Source organism: Maridesulfovibrio pacificus (SeqCode) (assembly GCF_048612815.1).
GTDB classification, from domain to species: Bacteria; Desulfobacterota; Desulfovibrionia; order Desulfovibrionales; family Desulfovibrionaceae; genus Maridesulfovibrio; species Maridesulfovibrio pacificus.
Genome location: NZ_JBLZNE010000003.1, coordinates 55197 through 78848 on the forward strand (window position 1 = coordinate 55197; position 23652 = coordinate 78848).

The 23652-nt window shown below is 49.4% G+C and carries 18 protein-coding genes; 12 read left to right on the forward strand and 6 right to left on the reverse strand.

Annotated elements, in window-relative coordinates; genetic code table 11:
* Nucleotides 1-2 precede the first annotated feature (2 nt).
* Both ACNI23_RS19580 and ACNI23_RS19585 read left to right on the forward strand, forming a co-directional pair.
* Nucleotides 3-1229, forward strand: coding sequence for a type II secretion system F family protein (locus ACNI23_RS19580; RefSeq protein WP_420250898.1), 1227 nt, complete (start codon nucleotides 3-5; stop codon nucleotides 1227-1229).
* A gap of 58 nt (nucleotides 1230-1287) precedes the next feature.
* Nucleotides 1288-2112, forward strand: coding sequence for a DsbA family protein (locus tag ACNI23_RS19585; protein WP_420250899.1), 825 nt, complete (start codon nucleotides 1288-1290; stop codon nucleotides 2110-2112).
* Nucleotides 2113-2153: 41 nt separating this feature from the next.
* Here the strand turns inward: ACNI23_RS19585 and ACNI23_RS19590 are convergent, their stop codons facing one another.
* Both ACNI23_RS19590 and ACNI23_RS19595 read right to left on the reverse strand, forming a co-directional pair.
* On the reverse strand, nucleotides 2154-4295 hold the full coding sequence (locus ACNI23_RS19590; RefSeq protein ID WP_420250900.1) for an EAL domain-containing protein: 2142 nt from the start codon (nucleotides 4293-4295) through the stop codon (nucleotides 2154-2156).
* Between the two features lie 247 nt (nucleotides 4296-4542).
* The gene (locus ACNI23_RS19595; protein WP_420250901.1) at nucleotides 4543-5349 is read right to left on the reverse strand and encodes a protein phosphatase 2C domain-containing protein; all 807 of its coding nucleotides are present in this window, start codon (nucleotides 5347-5349) and stop codon (nucleotides 4543-4545) included.
* A gap of 104 nt (nucleotides 5350-5453) precedes the next feature.
* On the opposite strand from ACNI23_RS19595, the gene ACNI23_RS19600 reads away from it, so the two are divergent.
* Nucleotides 5454-6743, forward strand: a complete 1290-nt coding sequence (locus ACNI23_RS19600) for a glycosyltransferase family 4 protein (RefSeq protein ID WP_420250902.1) — start codon at nucleotides 5454-5456, stop codon at nucleotides 6741-6743.
* Between the two features lie 29 nt (nucleotides 6744-6772).
* Here ACNI23_RS19600 and ACNI23_RS19605 read toward each other — a convergent pair whose 3' ends face one another.
* Nucleotides 6773-8176: a sigma-54-dependent transcriptional regulator gene (locus ACNI23_RS19605; protein ID WP_420250903.1), complete on the reverse strand. Its 1404-nt coding sequence runs from the start codon at nucleotides 8174-8176 to the stop codon at nucleotides 6773-6775.
* The gene (locus ACNI23_RS19610; RefSeq protein WP_420250904.1) at nucleotides 8176-10611 is read right to left on the reverse strand and encodes a c-type heme family protein; all 2436 of its coding nucleotides are present in this window, start codon (nucleotides 10609-10611) and stop codon (nucleotides 8176-8178) included. The genes ACNI23_RS19605 and ACNI23_RS19610 overlap by 1 nt, the downstream gene beginning before the upstream one ends.
* Before the next feature lie 140 nt (nucleotides 10612-10751).
* Between ACNI23_RS19610 and ACNI23_RS19615 the strand changes: the two genes are divergently transcribed.
* Nucleotides 10752-11096, forward strand: coding sequence for a hypothetical protein (locus ACNI23_RS19615; protein ID WP_420250905.1), 345 nt, complete (start codon nucleotides 10752-10754; stop codon nucleotides 11094-11096).
* Nucleotides 11097-11112: 16 nt separating this feature from the next.
* Here ACNI23_RS19615 and ACNI23_RS19620 read toward each other — a convergent pair whose 3' ends face one another.
* Together ACNI23_RS19620 and ACNI23_RS19625 are read right to left on the reverse strand one after the other, a co-directional pair.
* The gene (locus ACNI23_RS19620; protein WP_420250906.1) at nucleotides 11113-11370 is read right to left on the reverse strand and encodes a hypothetical protein; all 258 of its coding nucleotides are present in this window, start codon (nucleotides 11368-11370) and stop codon (nucleotides 11113-11115) included.
* A gap of 74 nt (nucleotides 11371-11444) precedes the next feature.
* A complete protein-coding gene (locus ACNI23_RS19625) occupies nucleotides 11445-13196 on the reverse strand; it encodes a YeiH family protein (RefSeq protein WP_420250907.1) in 1752 nt (583 codons plus the stop codon).
* A gap of 330 nt (nucleotides 13197-13526) precedes the next feature.
* On the opposite strand from ACNI23_RS19625, the gene tssA reads away from it, so the two are divergent.
* The 8 genes from tssA to tssH all read left to right on the forward strand — a co-directional run bounded on the left by tssA (nucleotide 13527) and on the right by tssH (nucleotide 23632).
* The gene (gene tssA, locus ACNI23_RS19630) at nucleotides 13527-15071 is read left to right on the forward strand and encodes a type VI secretion system protein TssA (RefSeq protein WP_420250908.1); all 1545 of its coding nucleotides are present in this window, start codon (nucleotides 13527-13529) and stop codon (nucleotides 15069-15071) included.
* Nucleotides 15072-15116: 45 nt separating this feature from the next.
* Nucleotides 15117-15599: a type VI secretion system contractile sheath small subunit gene (tssB, locus tag ACNI23_RS19635; RefSeq protein WP_420250909.1), complete on the forward strand. Its 483-nt coding sequence runs from the start codon at nucleotides 15117-15119 to the stop codon at nucleotides 15597-15599.
* 12 nt (nucleotides 15600-15611) lie between these two features.
* Complete coding sequence (tssC, locus tag ACNI23_RS19640) at nucleotides 15612-17093, forward strand: type VI secretion system contractile sheath large subunit (protein ID WP_420250910.1); 1482 nt, start codon at nucleotides 15612-15614, stop codon at nucleotides 17091-17093.
* A 96-nt stretch (nucleotides 17094-17189) separates the two neighbouring features.
* The gene (locus tag ACNI23_RS19645) at nucleotides 17190-17672 is read left to right on the forward strand and encodes an Hcp family type VI secretion system effector (RefSeq protein WP_420250911.1); all 483 of its coding nucleotides are present in this window, start codon (nucleotides 17190-17192) and stop codon (nucleotides 17670-17672) included.
* 50 nt (nucleotides 17673-17722) lie between these two features.
* Nucleotides 17723-18142, forward strand: a complete 420-nt coding sequence (tssE, locus tag ACNI23_RS19650; protein WP_012766014.1) for a type VI secretion system baseplate subunit TssE — start codon at nucleotides 17723-17725, stop codon at nucleotides 18140-18142.
* A 113-nt stretch (nucleotides 18143-18255) separates the two neighbouring features.
* Nucleotides 18256-19986, forward strand: a complete 1731-nt coding sequence (tssF, locus tag ACNI23_RS19655) for a type VI secretion system baseplate subunit TssF (protein ID WP_420250912.1) — start codon at nucleotides 18256-18258, stop codon at nucleotides 19984-19986.
* Complete coding sequence (tssG, locus tag ACNI23_RS19660) at nucleotides 19950-20990, forward strand: type VI secretion system baseplate subunit TssG (RefSeq protein ID WP_420250913.1); 1041 nt, start codon at nucleotides 19950-19952, stop codon at nucleotides 20988-20990. The genes tssF and tssG overlap by 37 nt, the downstream gene beginning before the upstream one ends.
* Nucleotides 20987-23632 carry a type VI secretion system ATPase TssH gene (gene tssH / locus ACNI23_RS19665; protein ID WP_420250914.1) on the forward strand — a complete coding sequence of 882 codons (2646 nt, stop codon included), beginning with the start codon at nucleotides 20987-20989 and terminating at the stop codon, nucleotides 23630-23632. The genes tssG and tssH overlap by 4 nt, the downstream gene beginning before the upstream one ends.
* The last annotated feature ends 20 nt before the right edge of the window (nucleotides 23633-23652 follow it).

Genomic DNA, 23652 nt, shown 5'->3' on the forward strand with positions numbered 1-23652 from the left:
TCATGGCAAAGTTTACGTACACGGCAATCAAAGACGGACAGCAGCTTTCAGGAGAGATGGAAGCTGCTGATGCCGCCGCAGTGCAGCGTGAACTTTCCGGGCAGGGAGCCAGAGTGCTGCGTGTGGAACGCAAGGACGGCGGGCCGGGGGAAGATCTGAGAGTAAAGGGGAAGAGCCAGTCCCTTTTCGGTAAACGAATCAGCTATAAGCAGATAACCTCTTTTACCCGTCAGTTCGCAACCTTGCTGGGGTCAAGTCTTCCTCTGGTGCGGGCGCTTTCATTTCTGCGTGACCAGAATGAAGGAACCTTGCTGGGAGAGGTCATCGGAACCATCAATTCCCGGGTACGTGAAGGCATGCCTTTGTCGCGGGCCTTGGCTGAATATCCCAAATATTTTGATATACTGTATGTTTCTTTGGTGGCAGCTGGAGAAACCGGAGGAATGCTTGATCAGGCAATGGACCGGCTGGCTTTCATGCGTGAGGCACAGGAGGACCTGCGTTCGAAGGTTTCAGGTGCCATGATCTACCCCGCGATTATGTTTATTGCCATGGTCGGGGCGATTATCACCATGATGCTGCTTGTTGTCCCGAGGTTCGCCCAGATGTTTTCAAGCATGGGCCAGAAATTACCCATTGCCACCCGTTTGCTCATCGATATTTCAGACTCTCTGCAACAAACATGGTGGCTGCTGCCTTTGTTTCTGCTCATCGCCATCCCGTCGTGGAAGAAGATCGGTTCCACCCCCGGCGGACGCATGCAGATTGATAGTACCAAATTAAAGGTTCCGGCTTTGGGGCCTATCGTCATTCAGGTCAGCATGGCCCGCTGGTGCCGAACTCTGGGAACCCTGATAGGTTCCGGTGTTCCGCTTTTGACTGCACTGCAATCCAGCGCGGGAGTTACCGGAAATGTGGCTGTTTCAAAAGTTGTGGAGAAAGCCACCGCCGAGGTCCGTGAGGGCAGCAAGTTGGCGACTCCGCTTAAGGAAAGCGGCATCATCCCGCCATACGTCACTGAAATGATTTCCATGGGTGAAGAGTCCGGTTCTTTGGATTCAATGCTCGGAAAAATAGCTGAACATTATGAACGTGAAGTGGATCAGTTGGTTAAAAACCTCACCTCGCTTCTTGAGCCGGTCATGATTCTGGTCATGGGCGCGGTGGTCGGATTTATTGTCATGGCAATCCTGCTGCCGGTTTTCCAGATGCAGCTGATGGCGGGGTAAAAATTTATTTGTTGTTTGTTATATTGTAGGCATTTCTCAAAATGGATGGAGGTCTTCCGTGTTGAAGCGAATTCTGTTGATTCTGTCGGTTGCTGTTCTGATTTCCGGTTGCGTTAATAAGCAGATGATTAAGGAGCAGCTTGCTGAGGCGATCCGTGAAAATCCCGAGATTGTGCTTGATGCCATGCGTGAAAGAAAAATGGATATGCTGGTGATTCTTGAGCAGGGCATAAGCGAGCGAGAGAAGTTGAAGCGCGAAGCAAGGCTGGAAGCGGAAATAAAGAATCCATTAAAACCTCAAATTAGGGCTGAGAGAATTATGCTCGGCAATGCTGATGCCCCGGTAACTATCGTGGAGTATTCAGATTTTCTGTGTCCTTATTGCAGTAAGGGAGCAAGCGTGGTCAGCAAGCTGGCTCAAGATCAGCCGGATAAATACAGGGTAATTTTTAAGCATCTGCCCATGCATGCAAAGTCGCGTGAACTGTCCCTTAACTTTGAAGCAATAGCTCTCTTTGATAAGGCAAAGGCTTATCAGTTTCATAATCTCGTCTTTGAGCGCCAGAAGGAACTTTATGATGATAATTCCGGTGTTGTGCTGAGCAAAATCCTCGGTGAAGTAGGCGTTGATCCTGAACAGGTCAGGAAAATAGCCAATTCCGCTCAAGTGCAGCAATATCTGTTGGATGACGGAAAGGAAGCCCGTGAATTCGAGATCAATGCAACTCCCACATTCCTTATTAATGGCGTAGTTGTGCGTGGCTACCTTCCTGTAGATATGTTTGAAAAGAAGGTTAATTTGATCCTTGAAAAATCGACCAGGAATGCTGCAGATGCAACGCAAGAAGGTGAAATCTGCGAAGACTGCCTGAACCAGATGTGATTGGTTCTGGGCAGGTTCAAAACAGATAATGCAAGTTGGTTTTAAAAATCTGTTTTTAAAGTAGCTTCTACAAGAGACGCGAACTCTTCTAAAGGTACAGGGGGGCTGTAATAGTACCCCTGCATAACCTCGCAGCCGATTTCTCGCATGTAGTTGTATTGCTCCGGTGTTTCAATTCCTTCTGCAACTGTTGAAAGATCGAAACTTTTAGCCAGAGACATTATAGCTCTTACAAGTTTTTGGTCTGATTTGTTGTGGGGCAGCCCTGCAACAAATGATTGATCTATCTTCAAAGTATGCATGGGCATGTTTTTCAGATGCGATAGTGAAGAGTAACCTGTGCCAAAGTCATCGATAGATAATGTAATGCCAAGTTTATCCAGCTTTTCCAGAATTTTCTTGGTTTGTTCAATATCATCCATGACAGTTGACTCGGTTATTTCAAGCTCAAGACAACTGGGGCATATTGCCGTCATGGCAATAATGTCCATAATGTTTTTCATCAGTTGTTCTTGTTTAAACTGGCGTAAGGATAAATTTACAGAAACCTTTAAATTGGTACCGAATCTTTGGTTCAGTTCTACAGTGTCTAAACAGGCTGCTTCAAGTACCTGTTCGCCGATAGGTACGATCAAGCCTGTTTCTTCAGCCAGTGGAATGAACTCTGCTGGAGAAATAATAGTTCCGTCAGGTTGTATCCATCGAACAAGAGCTTCCATGCCGACAATTGTTTTGTCATTCAAGTTTACCTTTGGTTGATAGTATACAGTAAAGCCGTTGTTGCTTGCTGTCTGCCTCAGCTTGTTCTCCATGGAGATTCTGCGTAGTGCAGACTTTGTAAGGCCTGGAGTAAAAAGATGGTATCTGTTTCGGCCCTCTTGTTTGGCTTTATTCATAGCTGTGTCGGCATTTCTTACCAAAGAATAAGGGGTCTCACCGTCATCGGGATATAAGGCAATGCCAATGGAAGGTGTAATGGTGAATTGATGCGAATTAACATTAAAAGATTGTGCAAATAAACTAATTAATTTGTCTGCCATGACTGCTGCATCATGCTTGTCCTGCAGGTCCTTGAGCATGATGACAAATTCGTCTCCTCCGATACGGGAAACGGTATCTTTTTCATTGATAAATTCTCTGATTCTGGTTGCAGCTTGTTGTAAAACGGAGTCACCGATTACATAGCCAAGAGAATCATTAATGTTTTTAAAATTATCCAGGTCTATAAAGAGTAGTGCTATGCAACTATTGTTGTCTTTTGACGATGCTATTGCTTTGCGTATGCGGTCTACGAGTAGTGTTCGGTTAGGAAGGCCGGTAAGAGCATCATGATAAGCCTGATGTTGAATTTTTCTTTGGCTGGCTTTTGCTTCAGATATATCCCTAAATACCGCAATATAATTAACAACTTCTCCATTGACGTCAGTGATCGCTTTTATTGAAATCCATTCAGGAAAAACTTCTCCGTTTTTTCTGCGGTTCCAAATTTCACCTTCCCACATCCCGTTGGCTTTAATTGATTTCCATACTCCTTTATAAAATGAAGGTTTATGGCGGTTCGATTTAAGTATGCTGGGGTTCTGACCAATAGCTTCCTCTTCAGAATAACCTGTGATGTGAGTGAAAGCATCGTTGAGGTATATAATATTATTATTACTGTCTGTTATTGTCACTCCCTCTGAGGAATGTCTGAATACTGCAGTAGCAAGTTTGAGTTGTTCTGTTTGTTGATCTACAGTCTCTTTTAGCTGATCTTTAGCTTTTCGAAGCTCTTTTTCTGTTTTCTTCTGAGAAGTAATGTCCCTTCCAATGCTGTTGAACCATTGAATGTTGTCTTCAGGGTCTTTGACGGCAGTTATTGTCCACAGCATATAGTGAAAACTACCGTTTTTGTGCATTTGTCTATTAATATATGAAAAATTGGTGCTGGAATCTTCCTGCCATTTATTAAAATCTTGAGCTGTCTCTTCTTTGTCTTCATCGTGCACAAAATCAAATGCTGAAATTCCGACACATTCCTCAGGAGAGAGACCGTAGTATTTTCTAGCTGAAGGACTAACGTACAAAAAACGGCCATCAGTACCCACTTGCGTAAAGAGGTCGTCAGTATTCTCAATAAAGTCCTTAAATGCGAATCCTTCTTCAGAATAAAGTGGGCTGATATTTTTCTTATTTGATTTCATGATTATAAATTACATGTGCTAATAGTGTCTTTTGTCCTGATTTCTCAGCTGTATGAACTAAACTTTTTAGAAACTATGTGGTTTGATTCATGCTTGTGTCAAGGATGGATTGGGAGAATCAATACTAGCTAGTAGATATGCGAAGAATTGAATCGGTTGTAGGAAAAATGCGGAGTGAAGAGAAGTTAAGAGACTAGAATGATATGTCTTTTGCGGCTTCAGGGGACAGGGGCCTATTAGCAGGTTACTACAGGTTAATGGCGACAGCTGCGATATCATCGTGGGTTTTGAAGCGAGGGTAGGTGCAGCAGTTGAGATCGGTGGCCTCGATGTTGCGGATCTGGTCCCGCAGGCCCTTGAGACCGGACTGACGGAAGAGGTCAACCTGTTCGCTGTATGCGCGTTCTTCCCAAGGTTTTTCATTGGGCATAAGCAGGCCGTCTGTAAACAGAAGAATGTTGCTTACATTAGTCAGGTCATGGTTTCCGGTTTTGAGAAAATTTATTGCTTCAGGTTCGCCGTTGAAAACGCCGTAATCAAGATTCATGCGGCAGCGGACTTTTGCGATCTGATCATGCAGAGCCACTCCGATGGGGGCTTCTGTAGACGGGCCTACTTCCTTCCACATACTCAATGTTTCCATATCCTGATCTGCGCACTGGCAGAGGAATTCAAAATCGCCGCTTTTGTATATGCATACTATCCGGCAATCACCTATCTGAGCCCATTCCAGCACATCACCTTTAACGCGGACAACCGCTGCGCTGGTACTCCAAAGATTTCTTTTGCTAGCTAGATTTACCTCACGCTGAACCATTTCCTGCCTAATTACCCGGTTGGCCCTTTCCGCAAGTTCCTGCATGGTACCGTGGTTTTTGCGGAATTCTTCTCCGGCAAGGTTGGAAGCCAGAAAACCGCCCGTGTGGCCGTTTTCGTATGTCTCGGAAGTCAGGCTGGTGGCACCGTCAAATACACCGAAAAGATTGTCCTCCATGACGAGGAAATCTTCGTTAATGACTCCGGTGCCGTGCTCTATGAGTGACTCTACATGCATATTTGTCCCATAGCAGGAATTCAAAAATCATATCAAATAGCTATGTTCTATTGCTTGAGATCGTATCTATCGAGGTGCTCGATATGAATGTAGGGTAGTAGTCAATGATGAGAAGGGATATTGACCGGATCGTGAAACATGCCTATGCCTTGGTTATGAGAATCCTTCATCTTTTAAGCCAGATCCCCGATGCCACAGGCAGCGGCAAATATGTGCAGGAAATGATCCTGCAGAGCTTGAATCGCGGGTATAAACCATTTCTTGTGGCAGGAGTGCCCAAGGGTTTTAAGCTCGAAGATACGCCGCTTGCCGGAGTGATCGAGCCGGAGCATTGCCTGTTTGTGCGTTTTGAAGACCGGGATCTGGATTTTAAGGTGGTCGGTATGAGCGATGTCATGCCTTACCCCAGCAAGGTCTGCGCTGAACTGGGGCCGGAGGAAGTCGCTGCATATCAAAAGATATTCGGAAAGGTTGTAGCCAAGGCGGTTAAATCGTTTTCGCCGGACCTGATCCATTCGAATCATTTGTGGATGGCAACAGCCGCAGCCAGGCGGGTTGCGCCGGACATCCCTCTGGTCACAACCTGCCACGGCACATGTTTGCGCCAGCACATCTTATGCCCTGATCTGGGACGCTCCCTGTTGCCTGATCTGGCTGGCATTGATCGAATTATTGCCCTGTTTGAACAGCAGAAGCAGGAAATTCTGGGGCTGTTAAATCTGCCTGAGGAGCGAGTGGCAACCATCAGCGGCGGATTCAATCAGCAGTGCTTTTATACGTGTTCTGATGAATCGGATCAGGATACAGTGCAAATCCTTTATGCAGGCAAGCTCAATCGGGCCAAAGGTGTTCCTTGGCTGCTTCGTTGTCTGGCTGAACTCGATGACCTGCCGTTCCATCTGCATCTGGTGGGCGGGGGTAGCGGCCCGGAAAAGCAGCAATGCTTGGAACTTGCCGCTCAACTGGGTGACCGCGTTACAGTGCATGGCGTTCTTTCGCATCAGGAGCTTGGAAACCTGATGCGCTGCGCCCATATTTTTGTCCTGCCCTCATTTTTCGAAGGACTTCCGCTGGTTCTGCTTGAGGCATTGGCCTGCGGCTGTCGTATAGTGACCACGGATTTACCCGGAGTTAAGGACTTGTTCTCCGGTCAATCACGGCAGATGGTCCGTATGGTTCACCTTCCACCATTACAGACAATTGATTCCCCCCGCCCTGAAGATGAACCCTTGCTGGATAAGCTGCTTCAGGAAGCTCTAGCAGCCAGCATCAGCGAAGTGCAGGAAAACGAAGAGCCTGACTTCACCGCAATTACAAATCTCACAGCCCCGTACACATGGGCTAATATCTTTGAGCGGATTGCGGCAGTTTATGATCAGGCTCTTGCGCGATAATTATTCTACAGAATCAGGGGACCCACGGCTTAATGTTTTTTAAAGAGGGAAGATTTCAGGTCGAATCTGGCAAGCATCTTCTGCACTGCCACCCGTGACAGGCCGGAATTGCGGGCCGCTTCTGAAACATTGCCGCCGGTGTGGGATAAAAGATCGCTGATGTAGCTCCGGCTGAAGCTGTCCACCAGTTGCTGCTTGGCTTCTTTGTAAGGCAGGGAAGACATGGAGTCGCTTCCGGCATCCGCTGACATTTTGCCTTCGGCCAAGTCGACAGCCAGCATAGTTATGGATTCCCCGGTGCTGAATACTGCCAGCTTGCGCATGGTGTTTTGCAGTTCGCGGACATTGCCGGTCCAGTTCTGTGCGCTCAAGTGTCCGATAACTGCCGGGTCCAGTTCTTTTTCCGGCAATCCCAATTCAATACAGGCTTTTTGGGCAAAATACCGGGCCAGCAAAGGAATATCCCCGGTCCGCTGTTTCAGCGGCGGCAGATTTAAGGGAAGAACATTCAGACGGTGGTAAAGGTCTTCGCGAAAAGTCTTTTCAGATACCCGTTGCGGCAGGTCCTGATTTGTGGAGGCAAGAACCCTTACGTCTATGTTCTTCGAGTTGTCTGAACCAACAGGTCGGATTTCACCTTCCTGCAGAACACGTAACAGTTTGGCTTGGGTTTCCAGTGGAATATCACCTATTTCATCGAGTAGGATAGTTCCGCCGTCAGCACGCAGGAACAGTCCTTCGCGGTCATGATCAGCTCCACTGAAAGATCCTTTAACGTGGCCGAAAAGTTCACTTTCCAGCAGGTTTTCGGGGATAGCTGTGCAGTTGACCGTTACATAAGGTTTATCCGCGCGGGAACTCAGGTCGCGGACCATTCCGGCTACCAGTTCCTTACCCGTACCGGATTCGCCCATGATCAGGACATTATAGTCAGTGCGTGCCACAGCTCCAATGGATTGCTTCAGCTGCTGCATCAGCGGGCTTTGGCCCAGCAAACGGTCTTTGTGCTGTTCAATCTGTGCCCGCAGCAGTCGGTTTTCCTCAAGCAAACGGCTACGTTCCAGACCTTTGCTGATGACCCGGAACAGGTTCTCCTGCTCAATGGGCTTGGTCACGAAATCGTAGGCTCCGGCCTTGAGGGCATCTACTGCGGTCTCTACCGTTCCATGTGCGGTGAGCATAACCGCGGAAAGAACGTCATTTTGCGCAAGTGCTGTTTTCAAAAGCTCAAGACCACTCATTCCAGGCATTTGCAGGTCGCTGACCATCAGGCTGATCTGCTGGGAATTGAGCACAGCAAGAGCCTGCTCGCCGTTAAAAGCTGCGAGTACTTCATTTTCGGGGAAGGCCACTTCAATCAGCCTTTTAATCCCCCGGGCAAAGTCTTCCTGATCATCAACTATCAGTATTTTATGCTGGTTTGTTTCAACCATTACTTATCCTTAGCGGTGAGGGGAAATTTCAGGGTGAACACGGCGCCGGACAATTCTCCTTTGTCTTCATCACCGTTTTCAACTTCAATGGAACCGCCGATGTCGCTCATAAATCCAAATACCACAGCCAGCCCCAGCCCGGAACCTTTGTTTACTTCTTTAGTGGTGTAGAACGGGTCGAAAACATATTGTAAATCTTCTTGTGCGATACCGGGACCGTTATCCATAATCTTGAACACGATCTGTTCAGCCCCCTCCATAGCGAGGGATACTTTTAATCTGCCTTCATTTCCCGGCACTGCGTCAAGGCCGTTCAGAAGCAGGTTGGCAACAATATGCTCCAGTGCCTGCGGTTCAACATTGAGTTTGGGAACAGATTCATCAAGATCAAGGTCAATTCTTGCGCCCTGTTTGTCTGCCTGAATGCGGAAAACATCAGCGACTTCGCGGACGATCCCGGAAAATTCAGTTCCGGTTGTCGAAGAAACCTTTGGTCGCGCAAAGTTCAACAGATCTTTGAGAACGGTCTGGGCCTGTCTGGTATGCTTGAGGATAACTTCAATATCTTCCGCGTTCTGTCCGCTGGCCCCTTTTTTCAAGAGTTCGGCATAGCAGAGAATTACTCCCAATGGATTGTTGATCTCATGGGCCAGTCCTGCGGAAAGCTTACCTACTGTGGCCATTTTCTCCGCCTGAGTCATCTGGGCCAGCATTTTCTTCTGGCTGGTTGTTTCATGGACGTAGACAACAACCCTGCGTTCATGGGGATTTTCCGTATGGTGAATGGGGTAGATATTGATTGCAAAAGAACGGCCTTCAGGGAGTGATACTTCTCGCGAAAGGGGTTCGTTCATAAGCAGTGATTTGGAAATACCGCAATTCGCTGAATCTCCCCAGCCGTGGCAGAGTAAGCTTACAACCCCTCCGTCGGTGATACAACCTTCGGACAGTTCTTCCCCAAGCTTGCGCGCGGATTCATTGGCAACAATTGGAGATCCGGTTCCGTCTGCAAGCAGAAGCGGATCGCTGATGCCCTCAAAGATTGATTGCAGGTTGGTGTTATGGCGCACAATGCTGTTCAGAGCGGAAATGCTGTCGGCTGCAATCCCGAGCTGGCGGCCGATTGCGCGTAACACACCACGGTCTTTTTCTCGGAAGGATGATCCTTCCTTGCGGAACAGGCAGAGCAGGCCTTCGGCACTCCCTGAAGACGATTCCACGGGAATATAGGCCCGGTCATCAAGGATGAGTGAAACCGAGTCTGTCAGCAGTTCCACCCAGTTATCCGGTAGTTCCGGGCGTTCCGGTGTTTCGGGTATGGAGTAGAAATTCTTGCTGGAAAAAGTGCAGACATATGCGGTCCGTTCAAGATTAAATCTTTTGTGGATCAGAGGCAGTGCCACTTTCCATAATTCTCCGCGTGACTGGCTGCTGCTTGATCCGGCCAGAAGCTGCACGAAAAGCTCCACATCGGACTGGCGTGCAGTGGCTTCCTGCTCAAGTTCCCCGGTCCGTTCCTCGACCATATGCTCAAGGTTGGAGGCATAATCCTGAAGTCTTTGACGGGCATCGAACATGTAATCGCTGAGCTTTTCAATATCACCGATCATTTCGCCGACTTCATCTTCCTGTTCCACTTCACGAAACAGGGCCACTCCTTTTTCATCGCTGAAATTGCGGCGGAAGTTGGTGGTCAGGATGCGGATGTTGTTGGCAACGATGCGTTTGAAAAGCATGTTGGTGGCGCCAAGATAGAGCAGCACTGCCAGCAGGAATACGCCTATGTAGCTCATGATGGTCTCTTGGATATGGGCCACGGATGCGCTGACTGGAAGTCCTACGAAATCGATGCCGCCGACACTGTCCTGTATGTGATTGAAGCCACGGTTGCCGTAAAGCTCAATCAGTTCCACCGGGGCATCTTCGATTTTGCCGTGACAGCGCAGGCAGCTCTTCTTGAATATCGCAGGGCGGGCCATGACAAAATGCTTTTCGCCTTTGAGATTTTTATAGCCTTCCCAGAGTTGCTGCTGCGGGTTTTCCCGGAAATATTTAATCAGCTCCAGCTCAATCCCTTTTGCTTCATAGGAGGGGTTGCGGGATTTTTCAGCCACACGGCGGTAGGTGAAGGTTGAGGGCTCATTTTCATCACGGGCCATGATATTGCGGGTTACAAATGATGAAGACATGGCCTGAATAATGAATTTATCCGGCAGTTCTTCGTACATCTGCGGGCGGAGTATGCCGCGTACGTAATTCTGAACAGAATCCACCTGTCCGAAAACCATGCGCGCTTTTTCGCGAACAACGTTTTCGAGTACTTGGCTCATGTGGGTGGAAAAGCCCGCAAAAAGCACGCCACCGATGACCAGAGAGGTCAGGATGAGGCTCAGCAGAAATTTGCTTTGAATGGAGTATGGTCTGGGGAGTTTCATATTTTGCCGCCTGTTCAGAACAGTACAACCGGGATATCCGTTGTCAAGACCGTAATTCTTGACCGTTATTGCCTGCGATGGTTATTATCTTATTAAATGGGGTGGTCTTTTCGGCGGACTGATTAAGGGCAGGGGGAGCCATGAACAGTTTATTCCTTTTTTTTGCAGCGGTTCTGGCTGGTGTCATCAGTGCGGATATGTTTGTCCGGGGCTGGAACGGATTTCTTGAATGTGCTGCTTCTCTGGTTCTTTTTTTTCAAAAGAAAATTCCTGCAAAGACATTTCTGTCTCGCCTGGGCGGATCATTGCCTGTGACCATTTTGTGTTTTTTGCTCCTTATACTCTGCTTTAAAGTCTATTTCTCCATTCTGGGATTCGGTGCCAGCGAGCTTGAACAGCTCGGTTATTTCCTCGGAGCTGTTCCCCGTACCGGGTATTACCTGATCAGTGCAGGTAAGATGATCGATGGCATGTTCAAACCTTAAGTCATAGAACCGGACTCTATTCCGGTCCGGGACCGTGAGGCAGGTATTCCATGGAGCTGCGTGCGTTATGGTCTGCATGTCCCACAATTTCCACGTCTGTGTAATAAAATTCACCTGTTTCAATATCAGACTCGGTTACGAAGTCTGCCAGTGTGCGGAAGGCCGGGGTTGTGTCTATAAGCATGGGACCGGCCACAAAGACCATGGCCCAGATTACGGAACAGGTGGCGAAGAAAGAAATAATTCTATGGCTGAGTGGTTTCTTTTCAATCATAATTACCTCATTTTTTTAAGGGGCGGAGGGAGGCGACTTGCGCCTCCCTCCTTTGGTGGGGTGATTTCAGTTGTCTAGATTTTGGAAGTAATGTCCGGGAAGACCACATAGAACATGATGTAAGCCATGAGCAGGGTCAGGCACAGGTTGAGGGACTGGCCGCATACGTAAAGGATGAGCGGCTTGCCGCCTTTGAAGTAGTGCTTGAGTTCACGGAAGTTGGTTGCCAGTCCGATTGCTGCAAAGGAGAGGCAGAAGAACCAGCCGCGGAAGATGCGGGAGAAGCCGCGCAGTACACCCTGGTCGATCATGGTGAATCCGGCATCGGAACCGAGTGAGGTGTAGACGATGGAGAAGATCACGGATGCAGTCAGGAAGCCGAGCACGAATTTGGGAAAACGGTGCCAGATTTCCATAGCGTGTACTTTCTGTCCTTCAACAGCTTCGACCTTGGTTGCCCAGTAGATTGCAATACCGAATGCAGTCACACCGATAAGCACGTTCTGGATCATTTTGATGGTCGCTGCCACGTAGAGAGCCTTTTCGGAAAGGAAGGCCCCGGCTGCTGCAACAGCACCGGTGGCGTCGATGGTACCACCCATCCATGCTCCGCCGAGAATAAAGGGCATTCCGGTTCCCTTAATGATAGCGGGCATGACGATCATCATGATGGAAGTAAAGACAAGGGAAAGACCTATTGCGAGGGTAAGTTCCTCTTTTTTGGCCTTACATGCCGCAGCCGCTGCAATTGCTGCGGAAGTACCGCAAACGGACATGTCAGCGGAGATAACCATGTTCAGAGTTTTGGAAGGTACCTTGATAACTTTCTGACCGAAGATGAAGGTAGTGATCAGAACAACAGGGGTAACTACCCATGCTACGAAGATACCGGGGATGCCGATAGCGACAACTTTGTTGAACAGAACTTCCGCACCAAGCAGAACCAGACCGGTCTTGATGAAAAATTCAACCTGTAAGGCTTTCTTGGCCCAATTAGGTGTTCCGATGGTGTTTGAGATAACCAGACCGATGGCAATAGCCCATGCAGCGTAACCGATACCGTATTGCTTCATGGTTGCTTGACTGGCCATCAGGTAGGAAGCGATGGCGACAGCGAATACCAGACCGAAACCTTTGAGGAAGGGCTTGGCGTCACCGTCGATGAAACGCATACCTATTGAGAAGAACAATCCGAAACCGACCATGAGTGCCAAGAGAGACGGGATCAGGTTAAAAGGCTTGTTCTTGATTTTCTTTTTGGCAGAGCTTTCTTTAGCGCGCAGTTTCAACCATGATTCAATGGAGGCAGAAGTTGCGGTATTCAGGCTTGCATCTTTAAATCCGGCTTGCTCAGCTTTCAACTGCGCTGCGAGAGCTGCTGTTTTCGCAGAGTCTGCGGCTGCTTTAGCTTTTAAGTACTTTGGCATGGCTGCAGCGTTTTTAGCATCAGCCTGTTCCTGAGTCTGGATAAAAGCGTCCAGCGGATTGGTGGTCCATTTCTGGGGCTTATTCATGAACCCTTTGATAGCTTTACCAATGGGTGCATCTTTAGCTTTGATTTTTTCTTTTGCGGTCTGTGCCTCATACCAGGCTACGGTCTTAAAGGGAGCACGAGCGGCTTCCTCGGTCATGATCGCGTTCTGCTTGGCGAACATTTCTTCCATGCCAGCAGGCTTGTTGTTGAAAAAGATTATTGCGCCGACGGTCAGGATCAGGAATCCCAGCCAGATGGCCCAGTAATCTTCTTTTTTCCAGAGGTCGGACCAAGAGCTTTGAGCCTTATCGACCACTACTTCGCTATTTTGTTTAGCTGCATTTTCTGCCATTTCTAACATTCCTCCAAAAGTATTTTGCAAAACAGGCCTAGACCTGCGTGTGTCCGTGGGCATGCTTTAGGCAAAAGGCGGGCCAGAATTTCATTTTAGTTAAATAGCTGAAAATAAACGAATATTATTTAGACAGGTGATTACTTAAGCTTGCAGTTGTCTTTGTGGGCTGCAAAGCAAGGTTTGCAGTTATTTTCTTTGCCGGGACTGATCTTTGTTTGCCGAAGCGGCCAAGTATGGTACTGTTTATTTGGACTCTAGTCTGTTTGTGCCTGTTGCTGTCAGGATATCTATCTGATTTTCCAGCACGTATTCGTAAGCGGAGGAAGCATGGAACTACTCGATCTGGGCAGGAAACCTGTAAGTGAAGCAAAGCCGTCCGGCGCGGATGCCCGCTACGAGCCGGAGTATGATCTTTTGCAGCAGGAAATCGACAAGCTTGCCAGTGCCACTGCCGGAGGGGCGGTGGACTGGAAGCGGGTGGTCAAGCTCGGCTCTGTCATTTTGAGTAGTAAGTCCAAGGATCTGAAAGTAGCTTCATATCTGGCTGTAGCCCTTTTGCATCTTAAAGGGGTGGAAGGCCTTTCAGCCGGGGCGCAACTGCTGCTCGATCTGGTTTCCAACTTCTGGGATACCCTTTATCCGGCCAAAAAACGTATGCGCGGAAGGTTCGGAGCCCTCAGCTGGTGGGACGAGAATGCTGAGAAATTTCTGAAAGAATATGATGGAGGCGAGCTGCCCAAAGATGTTGTCGATCTGCTGGATAAGCGGATTAAAGATCTTGATGCTGTCTTGGCTGATAAATCCGAGGACGCGCCTATTCTTCACGACCTGTCCAGCTATGTTCAGCATCTTCCGGTTACCGCTCCTCCTGAACCGGAGCAGCCTGCTCCTGTTGCAGATGAATCTTCAACAGCTTCAACTCCTCCAGCCCCTGCTGCTTCGGCTGATCCGGTTGTTGTTGGTGTGGGCAGTATAAATTCTCCTGAAGAATGCTCTGCCGTTCTCAAAAGCGGGCTTTCCGTCCTCGCTCCCGTTTCTGACTATTTCCTTGCAAATGATCTGGCCGCAGCCGAGGGCTACCGGTTGCGGCGCTTGATTGCGTGGACGTCCATTTCCGCTCTTCCTCCGGCGGAAAATGGACGGACCATGATCCCTGCACCGGATGGTCCGGTCAAAGATTCCATCGCCAGCCAGCTTAAATCAGCGGATTTTGCCGGGGCTTTGCGTGAGTCCGAATCCCGTATCGGTGAATATCTTTTCTGGCTGGACCTTAGCCGCATGTCAGCTGAATCCCTTAAAGGACTGGGCGAAAATTATGCCGCAGCGCTGTCCGCTCTTGAACTGGAGACACAATTTTATGTGCAGCGTTTGCCTGCTATGGCTTCTTTAAGTTTTGCCGACGGCACTCCCTTTGCCGATCCCAAGACCCGTTCATGGTTGCAGTCGCTTGGTAAAACAGGGACTGTCGATTCCAGTGCTGAAAGTGATGAAGTGTCTGAAATAATGATTAAAGCCAATCATTTTGCTGCGGATAAAAAATTATTCGAGGCAGTTTCCCTTATTTGTGATAGGATCAATACATCTCCCTCCCTGCGCGCTGCTTTTAGGCTGCGTTCCGGTTTGACCGGACTTCTTACTGCGGAAGGTCAGGCGGGGGTGGCCCATGTGCACGCAATTGAATTGCTGGAACAAATTGAAAATTCCGGTCTTGCTGAGTGGGAACCGGAACTGGCTTTAACCGGATTGCGGGCAGCCTATGAAGCGGTGGTCGCTGAGGGCGGGCCGGATTCAGCAGCAAAGAGTATTGAGATTTTACAGCGTATCAGCATGCTCAGCCCTGTTGAAGCGTTGAAGTTAAACGGTGTTAATTAAACGGGTTGGACTGTTCCCAGAAACTTTTCAGCGGAGGTCTTGAATATGGCTAAAGAAGGTTCCGTAGCTCCCAAAGAGAGGGTCAATATTGTCTACAAGCCTGAAACCGGAGACGCTAAGGAAGAGGTCGAGCTTCCTCTCAAATTATTAGTGGTCGGCGATTTCACCCAGAAAGATGATGACCGCATGGTCGAGGACCGTGATCCGGTGAACATCGACAAGGACAATTTCAACGAAGTGCTCAAGGCGCAGGATCTTGAATTGAACATGGGTGTTGAGGATAAGCTCAGCGGTGAACCAGATGCACAGATGGCGGTCAAACTCAAGTTCGAAAGCCTCAAGGATTTCGATCCGGACCGGATCATCACTCAGGTTCCTGAATTGCAAAAGCTCATGGAACTCCGTGAAGCCTTGAAAGCGTTGAAAAGTCCGCTTTCCAATGTGCCTGAATTCAGGAAAAAGGTTCAGGAACTGGTCAAGGATGATGGCGCACGCGAAAAGCTGCTTAAAGAACTTGGAATAGAGTAAGGGAGATTATCCATGGCAGAAGAAAAACTTGAACAACAGCAGGCTGAGCAGTCAACAGCCGAAGTTTCGCTTCTTGATGACATCGTGGAGGCTACCAAGCTCAAGCCCGAAGACGAAGCTTATTCCGTAACCAAGGCGGGCTTGCAGGCTTTTCTTGAAGAAATGGTCAAACCTGAACGCGCGGGAGCCAAGGTTTCCGGCAATCTCGTTGACGACATGCTGGCCCAGATTGATGAAAAGCTCTCTGCGCAGATGGACAGCATCATTCACAATAAGGACTTCCAGAAAATGGAATCCTCATGGCGGTCTCTCAAGTTTCTGATAGACCGCACTGATTTTCGGGAAAACGTGCGTATCCAGATGATGAACGTTTCCAAGGAAGACTTGCTGGACGATTTCGACGATGCCCCGGAAATCACAAAATCCGGCCTTTATAAGCAGGCTTATACCGCTGAATACGGCCAGTTCGGTGGACAGCCCTTCGGAGCAATTATCGGTAACTACGACTTCGGGCCCGGACCGCAGGATATGAAGCTGCTGCAATACACTGCGTCAGTTTCAGCCATGTCCCATGCGCCTTTTATCGCTGCTGCCGGACCGGATTTCTTCGGCATTGAAAAGTGGAGTGAACTGCCCAATCTCAAGGATCTCAAATCTATTTTTGAGATGCCGCAGTATGCCAAGTGGAATTCATTCCGCGAATCGGATGATGCCCGCAATGTGGGGCTGACCCTTCCCAAATTCCTGCTTCGTCTTCCTTACGGACCGGAAACTCTCCCGGCCAAGAGCTTTAATTATCAGGAAACCGTTACAGACGGCGATGATGATTTCTGCTGGGGCAACACTGCCTTCGCATTCGCCTCTAAGTTGACAGATTCATTTGCCAAGTACCGTTGGTGCGCAAATATCATCGGCCCGCAGGGCGGCGGGGCTGTGGAAGACCTGCCTCTCTACCAGTATGAGGCCATGGGCGCGGTTCAGACTAAGATTCCCACACAGGTGCTTCTCTCAGAGCGCAGGGAATTTGAACTTGCCGAGGAAGGTTTTATCGGGCTGACCATGCGTAAGGGCAGCGATAATGCGGCTTTCTTCTCAGCCAACTCCTGCCAGAAACCGAAGTTCTTCGGCACCAGCAAGGAAGGCAAGGAAGCGGAGCTTAACTACAAGCTCTCTACCCAGTTGCCTTACATGATGATCATGGACCGTCTGGCCCATTACATCAAAGTTATCCAGCGTGAAAATATCGGCACATGGAAGGAACGTGGCGATCTTGAGCGCGAACTTAATACGTGGATTTCCCAGTATGTCACCGAGATGGATAATCCGGCACCAAGTGTGCGCAGCCGCCGTCCCTTGCGCATGGCCAAGATCGAGGTCAGCGATGTGGAAGGCGATCCCGGCTGGTATCAGGTTTCCCTGAAGGCTCGTCCGCACTTCAAGTACATGGGTGCATCCTTCACCCTTTCCTTGGTGGGCAAGCTGGAGAAGGAATAGTTAGTCGAAAGAGTCCGGCCGTCGTATTTATTTTAATGGAGTCCGGCGGCCGCTGAATTGGTCAACCTTTAATCATGTATTTTGAGGAGAAGGGTTATGGCACTTACTTCGTATATGAAAGTAACAGGAAAGACTCAGGGACAGATCAAGGGTGATTGCACCCAGACCGGCGATAAAAAAGATACCATGCTCATCTATGCATTGGATCACAATGTGGAAATCCCCAAGGACACCCATACCGGACTGCCCACCGGGCAGCGTATCCATCAGCCGTTCACTGTGACCAAGCACGTGGACAACGGTTCTCCGAAACTCGCTCAGGCCTGTTGTAAGGGTGAGCAGCTTACCGTTGAAATTGATCACTATCATATCGATCCCACCGGAATCGAAAAGAAATATTACACCATCAAGATGGAAGAGGCGATTATCGTCAACCTGCACAGCTACAAGCCTGTGACCTTCCTGCCCGATAACAAGGGTTATCATGACATGGAAGATGTCAGCTTTACTTATTCCAAGATTACTTGGACCTACGCTGACGGTAATATCGAATACACTGACGACTGGAAGTCCAGTTAGATTGATATTCAGGACAGGGGAACCCCCTGTCCTGAATAACGGAGATAATTTTGACCACTCAGCGACTTCTTGAACGTATCCGTTTTATGGAAGAGGACCCGGATTGGCGTGATTCTGCCGATCCGAGTCAGGTGGTCAAGTCTGTGCTCGATTATCTGCGCATGATCCTGAACACCCGTCAGGGCAATGCCCAGATTGCACCGGATTTCGGGGTACCGGACTTTACTTCCATGATCGGGGCCACGGGGCTTGATGCTGTACGTTCCATCGAAGAATCCATGACCGAGGTTGTCCTCAAGTATGAACCCCGGCTGGCAAACGTACACATCGAATTCGTTCCCATGGAGGATAACCCGCTGGCCCTGCATTTTAAACTGCAAGCCAAGCTGGCCCTTGAAGGTCAGGACATGCCCGTGGTGTTCGAGACGGTACTCGATCCGGATGGCCAGATTTCAGTAAAAGATAATTAACGCGTACCTGATCAAATTAAACGGCGAAGCTTTAATAAAAGTTTTTGGGATTCTTAAACCCTTTTTACAAAAAGGGTTCAAGTCCCCGGAGGGCCGCCGGAGGCATACATAGTATGATCGAAAAGTATTATCAGAGGGAACTGAGCCATTTGCGCGAACTGGCGGTGGAATTTTCCAAGACTCACCCTGCGCTGGCTCCCATGCTGACCGGATCGGGTGCTGATCCTGATGTGGAACGGCTTCTGGAAGGTTCGGCTTTTTTGTCCGGCATGATCAATCAGAAGCTGGACGATGAATTCCCTGAGATAGTACACGGTCTGGTTCAGTTGGTTTTTCCGCATTATTTACGGCCCATCCCTTCAACCACCATTGTAAAATTTACTCCCAAACCGAGCCTGATGGAAAGCATCCGGGTTCCGGCCGGAGCGCAGATCGGCTCAATTCCGGTCAGCGGAATGTCATGCATATTTTCCACTACCTATGATGTGGACCTGCATCCTCTTTCCATTACTGATGTGGAGCTGGTTAAAAGCGCAGGGACCTCCGGTTCCTTGGTTCTCAATCTGGAGCTGAACGGTCTTCCACTGGAAGAATGGGATAATTCCAGTCTGCGTTTCCACCTGACCGGGGACGCCGCCTCAGCCTCAATGCGCTATAAGTTTTTGTTTAATTATATCCGTGAGATTCAGATCAGCGGTGAGGATGGAAGCTTGTGCGTACTTGGCAAGAGCAATTTTAAAGCTGTCGGTTTTGAGGATGACGAAGCGCTGCTGCCTTATCCTTCGCAATCCTTTCCGGGGTACAGGATTCTGCAGGAATATTTCATCCTGCCGGAAAAGTTTCTTTTTTTCGAAATTACCGGGCTGGATAACTGGCGTAACCGGGGAAGCAGCGGAAAATTCAAGATAGTTCTGGAGCTGGAAAAGGTCCCGCAGAACTTTGACCGCTTTACTAAAGATGACCTTTGCCTGTTTGCCACCCCGGCAATCAATTTGTTCAAGCGTGATGCCGAGCCGGTGATTCTGGACCATAAACGACCGGAATATCAGGTCCGTCCTTCTGGAGATTCCGGTGGAGATTATCAGGTCTACTCTGTGGATAACGTGGTTGGGTATGTTCAGGGCACTGTAGAGGAAAAGCCGTACAAACCTTTCCATATGTTCAATCCGCAAGCCGGGGAAATGCCTGTCTATACAGTGCACCACCGCCGTTCTCCGGTACGGGATAAAACCGACATTTTTGTTTCTGTGGCTTATCCGGCACAGGGTGAAGAACCTGCTACCGAAACATTGTCCATGGCCTTGACCTGTACCAACGGAACCCTGCCGGAAAAGTTGCGGTACGGGGATATCAACAAGCCAACCGGAACTTCACCGGAGCTGGCTTCATTTGAAAATATCCGCCAGCCCACTTCCCCGGTACAGCCCCCGCTGGGGCGGAACCTGCTCTGGCGGCTGCTGTCGCATCTTTATCTTAATTATCTTTCTGTTGCGGATATGGAAAGCCTGCGGGCCATGGTCAAACTTTATATTTTCACTGATACCCGCGATCGCAGCTCTGTGGTTGCCAATACCAAACGAGTTGAGGCTATTTCCGGCATGGAGGTAAGTGAGGGAGACCGACTGGTGCGCGGATTGGTTATGCGCGGCCGGGAGATCAGGATGTCGCTCAGCTGTGACGGATTTGCCAACAGCGGCGATCTCTATCTGTTCAGTTCGGTGATGAACCGTTTTTTTTCCGGCTATGCCTCGGTCAATTGCTTCACCCGGCTGACTGTTGAGGACACCTTAAACAAGGAGGTCTACAAGTGGACTGCGATGATCGGAAACCGTCCTCTTCTGTAACCGGAAAACTGTTCAATACACCGACAGGTTATTCCTTTTTTCAGGCCATCCGTCTGCTGCGGCTGCATTCGCATCATTGTACGGGTAAGGAGCTTGAAGAATTTTACCGTGATCACCTGCGGGTGCGTCCACAGCTTTCCCTCGGATTTCCGGCTACCGATCTGACCGACATTGAGCAGGAAGAGGGTGAAGACGGCGACCTTTATCATCTCGAAGCTACTTTTCTGGGACTTTACGGTGCTTCTTCACCGCTCCCTGTTTTTTATACAGAGGAGTTGTTGGCCGAAGCTTCGGAAGACAAGTCTGTTACCCGCGATTTCCTTAAGATTATTAACAACAATGCCTATATACAATTTTTTCGGGCTTGGAGTCGTTCAAGATTGATGATTAAGGCCGTGGATGAGCAGGATCATTCATGGCTGGAGCGTTTGGACAGCCTGCTTGGCTACGGACACTATAAGGCATTTTCCCATGTCCCTCCCGAGTGTCGCCGCTATCGTCATATCGGGCTGCTGACCCAATATCCGCGCAGTGCTCTGGGCCTTGAAACCCTGCTCAAGGATTCTTTGCAGCATTCAAAAATCCATGTTGAGCAATGCGTGCTGCGTAAGGTCAAGATTCCCGAAGATCAGCGTTTTTTCCTCGGACAAAGCTCCAACACGCTCGGTGAGCGATCATGGGTCGGAGAAGAACTGGAGGACCGTAACAGCAAGTTCGCGGTACATTTGCAGAGGCTTGATTCAGCAAGTTACCACAGACTGCTGCCCGGTGCCGAGAGCGGGGATAAATTGGATAATCTGGTGCGCGGCTATCTGGTGGAGCCGTTCAAGTATGATCTGGTTCTTGAAATGAAACCCGGGGAGGCCAACACGGCTGTCCTAGGCGGAGATCAGTGGTCTGGTCTTGGCTGCGATACCTGGGTTTTTGCCGGGGATCATCTGGAATATGCAAAAGCGTCTTTTCCCAATAAAGGCGGACACATCCATGAGAGGTATGAAGCATGATCAATGTAGACATAAGAAGTCTTCTTTCAAAGCTGGACACCTTCTGCACCAATGCATTGCACAACGCAGCAGGTTTGAGTGTTTCGCTCAGCAATTATGAAGTTTCGGTGGAGCATTTTTTCATCAAATGTGTTGAGGAAGTGAACAGCGATCTGCCGCTTATTTTCCGTCAATACGGCGTGGAAACACCGCGTATTACCGCTGCCCTTACGGATGTTTTGCAGGATTTCAAGACCGGAAATTCCGGCAAGCCCGTATTTTCGCCTATGTTGTTGGAACTGTTTGAAGACGCATGGCTTATTTCATCAGTGGAGCTTGGCGAAACCCGCATTCGTTCCGGCTCTGTGCTCTTGGCCTTCCTGGGCAAACCGAATTTTTATGCTTCCGGCAATTACGCGGAGTTGTTTTCAGCCATCAATCGCGAGATCCTGCTCAAGGAATTCTGGACCGTAACCAAGGGATCAGTGGAATACAAAATGCCCGCCGCCGCCCCCGGTGAATCTACCGCACCATCCAAGGGTGAAGGTGGATTTATTGAGCGGTTCTGCATTGATTTCACTGCCAAGGCCCGTGAGGGCGGCATTGATCCGGTTTTCGGACGTGACCCGGAAATGCGTCAGATGGTGGATATCCTTGCCCGTCGCCGTAAAAACAACCCTATCCTTGTTGGTGAACCGGGGGTGGGTAAGACTGCGGTTATCGAAGGTCTGGCTCTACGCATCACTGAAGGGGATGTGCCTGAGATTTTAAGTGACGTAACTCTGCTCGGTCTGGACATGGGGTTGCTGGAAGCCGGGGCCGGAATGAAGGGTGAGTTCGAGAACCGTTTAAAGGGCGTAATAGATGAGATTAAGTCCAGTGAAACTCCGATCATCCTGTTCATTGATGAAGCGCACACTCTTGTTGGTGCCGGAGGTTCCGCCGGAGGCGCGGATGCTGCCAACCTGCTCAAGCCTGCGCTGGCCCGCGGGGAGCTGAAGACCTGCGCCGCTACCACTTGGACCGAGTACAAGAAATATTTTGAGAAAGATCCGGCTCTTGCCCGCCGCTTTCAACTGGTCAAGCTGGATGAACCGTCCGTTGATACTTCGACCATCATCCTGCGCGGATTGCGTGAAAGTTATGAGAAGGCACACAATGTAATTATTCGTGATGATGCCAACGTGGCTGCCGCAGTTTATTCCGATCGTTATATTACCGGACGCTTTCTGCCGGATAAGGCCATTGACCTGCTGGATACAACTTGTGCGCGGGTGAAGGTTAATCTCTCGGCAAAACCCGGGCGGCTGGAGGATTGCCAACGCGTAGTGCAGGCCCTTGAACGCGAAAAGAAAGCCGTGGATCGGGACCGCAGTAACGCGGTTGAAGTGGACGAGGACCATTACAAGGAGATGCTGGCGCAGATTGAAGCAAAGAATGCTGAGGCCGCGGAGATCAGTGAAAAATGGCTCAAGGAAAAGGATGCCGCCCATGCTGTTCTGGATGTACGGGCGCAGATTCAGGAAGCACGTAATGCTGATCCGGTAGATGCAGACGGTCTTAGCAAGCTTAAAGATGATCTGGATAAGGCCGATGCCGCGTTAGCAGAACTTCAGGGTGATGATCCCATGGTCCAGATTGAAGTAACCCCCGATCTGGTGGGCCGTGTTGTCTCCGACTGGACCGGAATTCCTGTGGGCAAGATGGCCCGTGACGAGGCCGCAACCGTCGCGGACCTTGATGATAAACTCAAAGTTCGCATTAAGGGACAGGATCAGGGGCTTGCTTCCATTGCCGAGGTCATCCGTGCTTCCAAGGCCGGAATCAAGAACCCGGATCAGCCCATCGGGGTGTTCCTGCTGGTCGGTCCCTCCGGTGTGGGTAAGACCGAGACCGGACTTTCCTTGGCGGATTTACTTTTCGGTGATGAACGTTCCGTGGTCACCGTGAACATGAGTGAATTTCAGGAGAAGCATACCGTATCAAGGCTGATCGGCTCGCCTCCGGGGTATGTCGGTTACGGCGAGGGCGGAATGCTTACCGAGGCCGTACGCCGCCAGCCTTATTCCGTAGTCCTGCTGGATGAGGTGGAAAAGGCTCATCTGGATGTAATGAACACCTTCTATCAGGTTTTTGACAAGGGAGTGCTCACCGATGGTGAGGGCAAGGATATCAATTTCAGGAATACTATTCTTATCCTGACCTCCAACCTCGGCACGGATGTCATTCAGGAAATGACTGCCAGTCTTGATCCGGGTGATGAAATGCCAATGGACGCCGTACTTTCGGCTGTCCGGCCTATTCTTTCCCAGCACTTTAAACCCGCTCTGCTGGCACGTATGAACGTGGTGCCTTACTTCAGCCTTAATCCTGAAGCCATGAAACTGATCACTAAGCTCAAGCTGGGTAAGCTGGAAAAAATGCTTCTCGCCAACAACAAGATGAAGCTGAGCTATGATGATTCCGTGGTGGATCAGATCGCGGCCCGTTGTACCGAAGTGGAAACCGGAGCAAGAAACATCGAATATATCCTGAACGGTAATGTGCTGCCGAAGATGTCCAAGGAAATTCTTATACATATGACCGAAGGCGGCATGCCTGCGGCAGTACATCTGGGCGTGGATGAAGACGGTTCCTTTAACATGGAATTTTCCGCTGAATAATGAGTATGAGAGGGTAGTTT

Coding starts and splice junctions, on each gene's coding strand:
- ACNI23_RS19580 (WP_420250898.1), top strand. CDS start 3: ATGGCAAAGTTTACGTACACGGCAATCAAAGACGGACAGCAGCTTTCA.
- ACNI23_RS19590 (WP_420250900.1), bottom strand. CDS start 4,295: ATGAAATCAAATAAGAAAAATATCAGCCCACTTTATTCTGAAGAAGGA.
- ACNI23_RS19595 (WP_420250901.1), bottom strand. CDS start 5,349: ATGCATGTAGAGTCACTCATAGAGCACGGCACCGGAGTCATTAACGAA.
- ACNI23_RS19600 (WP_420250902.1), top strand. CDS start 5,454: ATGATGAGAAGGGATATTGACCGGATCGTGAAACATGCCTATGCCTTG.
- ACNI23_RS19605 (WP_420250903.1), bottom strand. CDS start 8,176: ATGGTTGAAACAAACCAGCATAAAATACTGATAGTTGATGATCAGGAA.
- ACNI23_RS19610 (WP_420250904.1), bottom strand. CDS start 10,611: ATGAAACTCCCCAGACCATACTCCATTCAAAGCAAATTTCTGCTGAGC.
- ACNI23_RS19615 (WP_420250905.1), top strand. CDS start 10,752: ATGAACAGTTTATTCCTTTTTTTTGCAGCGGTTCTGGCTGGTGTCATC.
- ACNI23_RS19620 (WP_420250906.1), bottom strand. CDS start 11,370: ATGATTGAAAAGAAACCACTCAGCCATAGAATTATTTCTTTCTTCGCC.
- ACNI23_RS19625 (WP_420250907.1), bottom strand. CDS start 13,196: ATGGCAGAAAATGCAGCTAAACAAAATAGCGAAGTAGTGGTCGATAAG.
- tssA (WP_420250908.1), top strand. CDS start 13,527: ATGGAACTACTCGATCTGGGCAGGAAACCTGTAAGTGAAGCAAAGCCG.
- tssB (WP_420250909.1), top strand. CDS start 15,117: ATGGCTAAAGAAGGTTCCGTAGCTCCCAAAGAGAGGGTCAATATTGTC.
- tssC (WP_420250910.1), top strand. CDS start 15,612: ATGGCAGAAGAAAAACTTGAACAACAGCAGGCTGAGCAGTCAACAGCC.
- ACNI23_RS19645 (WP_420250911.1), top strand. CDS start 17,190: ATGGCACTTACTTCGTATATGAAAGTAACAGGAAAGACTCAGGGACAG.
- tssF (WP_420250912.1), top strand. CDS start 18,256: ATGATCGAAAAGTATTATCAGAGGGAACTGAGCCATTTGCGCGAACTG.
- tssH (WP_420250914.1), top strand. CDS start 20,987: ATGATCAATGTAGACATAAGAAGTCTTCTTTCAAAGCTGGACACCTTC.